General features: G+C 69.8%; 2 protein-coding genes. One reads left to right on the plus strand and one right to left on the minus strand.

The annotated features are described in order from the left end of the window. Positions 1-716, plus strand: a 716-nt coding sequence (locus V7D28_RS15275) for a tetratricopeptide repeat protein (protein ID WP_333588235.1), incomplete at its 5' end; no start/stop codon positions are given. Positions 717-816: 100 nt separating this feature from the next. Here V7D28_RS15275 and V7D28_RS15280 read toward each other — a convergent pair. Then, the coding region (locus V7D28_RS15280; protein ID WP_333588236.1) for a branched-chain amino acid aminotransferase at positions 817-1641 on the minus strand (825 nt) is incomplete at its 5' end.

Consider the following 1641-nt stretch of genomic DNA (forward strand, 5'->3'; position numbering starts at 1 on the left):
CCCTCGCACCGGTCCCTGCGCCCGAGGCCCCCTTTCCCCTGCTGGACGCGCCCGCTGATCCGGAGCCGACGACGGAGGAGGAACCGGTCATCGCCCCCGCACCGCCGCCGTCCGAGCCAGCCGCCGAGCTGGCCGGCGCGCCGCCGATCGATCCGTTCGAGGCCGCGCGGGAGCGCCTGCACGTCGCCGCCCGCGCCCAGGACTGGCCAGCCGCCGCCACCGCCCTTCAGGAGGCGGGACGCCTGGCGGACGATGACCGGCGACACAGGCTGGCGGCTCAGGACGCCGGGGACTTCGCCCGCGCCCAGGGGCGGATCGATGATGCGGTGGAGGCCTATGACCAGGCCCTGGCGTATGCGCGCCTGGAGGGGGAAACCGACGCCCTGTCCGACGCCCTGATCAATGTGGGCGACATGGCCTGCGAGGAACATCGCCTGGACGCCGCCGTGGCCGCCTACGAAGAGGCCGTGGCCCTGCGGCGCGACCTTGCGGGCGCCGACGGCGGCGCCGAGGCTCGCCGTCGCCTGGCGCTCGCCCTGGAGCGACTGGCCGACGTGCGGGAGGATCGGGGCCATCGCATGCGCGCCCTCGACCTCTACCGTGAGAGCGCCGGCCTCATGGCTGGGCTGGAGCAGGAAGCGCCCGACCGCTTCGCCGCCGATGCGGCCGACACGCGCGGCCGACTGGCCGAGCTGGAAGCCCGCGTCCTGGCCTGACCCGCGCCTGAAATTGAAAACGCCCCCTCCCCTGGCGGGAAGAGGGCGCAATCACGTGGACCAGCGCCCGTTCACGGGGCGCCCGTCCCTTGGGCCGCGTTCAGGCCGGCTGAAGCTGGCGGCGCACCATCTTGGCGTAGTCGTCCATCAGGCTGAGCGAGATATTGCCCGGCGTGAAGCTGTACTCGCCGATCTGCGACACGGGCGTCACCTCCGCGGCGGTGCCCACCACGAAGCACTCGGTGAAGCCGGCCAGTTCTTCCGGCTTGATGTGCCGCTCCACCACCTCGAAGCCCTTGGACTTGGCGAGCGCGATCACCGACTGGCGGGTGATGCCGTTCAGGAAGCAGTCCGGGGTGGGGGTGTGCAGCACGCCGTCCTTGACGAAGAAGACGTTGGAGCCGGTGCTCTCCGCCACATAGCCCCGGTAGTCGAGCATCATGGCGTCGGTGAACCCGTCCTTCTCCGCGGCGTGCTTGGAGATGGTGCAGATCATGTAGAGGCCGGTGGCCTTGGCGTGGACCGGCTCGGTCTCGGGCGAGGGCCGCTTGTACTTGGCCCAGCACATGCGAATGCCCTTGGCCTTCTCCTCAGGGGAGAAGTAGCTCGGCCATTCCCACACGGCGATGGCCACGTGGATCTTGGTCTGTTGCGCCGAAACGCCGATCATCTCCGAGCCGCGCCAGGCGATGGGCCGGATATAGGCGTCGGTCAGGCCGTTCTTGGCGCAGGTCTCGATGCAGGCCTGGTCGATCTCCGCCACGGTGAACGGGATTTCGAAGTCCAGAATCTCGGCCGAGGCGAACAGCCGCTCGGTATGTTCGGTCAGCTTGTAGATCTCGCCGCCGTACATGCGCTCGCCCTCGAACACGGCCGATGCATAGTGCAGGCCGTGGGTCAGTACGTGCACCTTCGCCTCGCGCCA

The organism is Phenylobacterium sp., assembly GCF_036723115.1.
Taxonomy (GTDB): Bacteria; Pseudomonadota; Alphaproteobacteria; order Caulobacterales; family Caulobacteraceae; genus Phenylobacterium.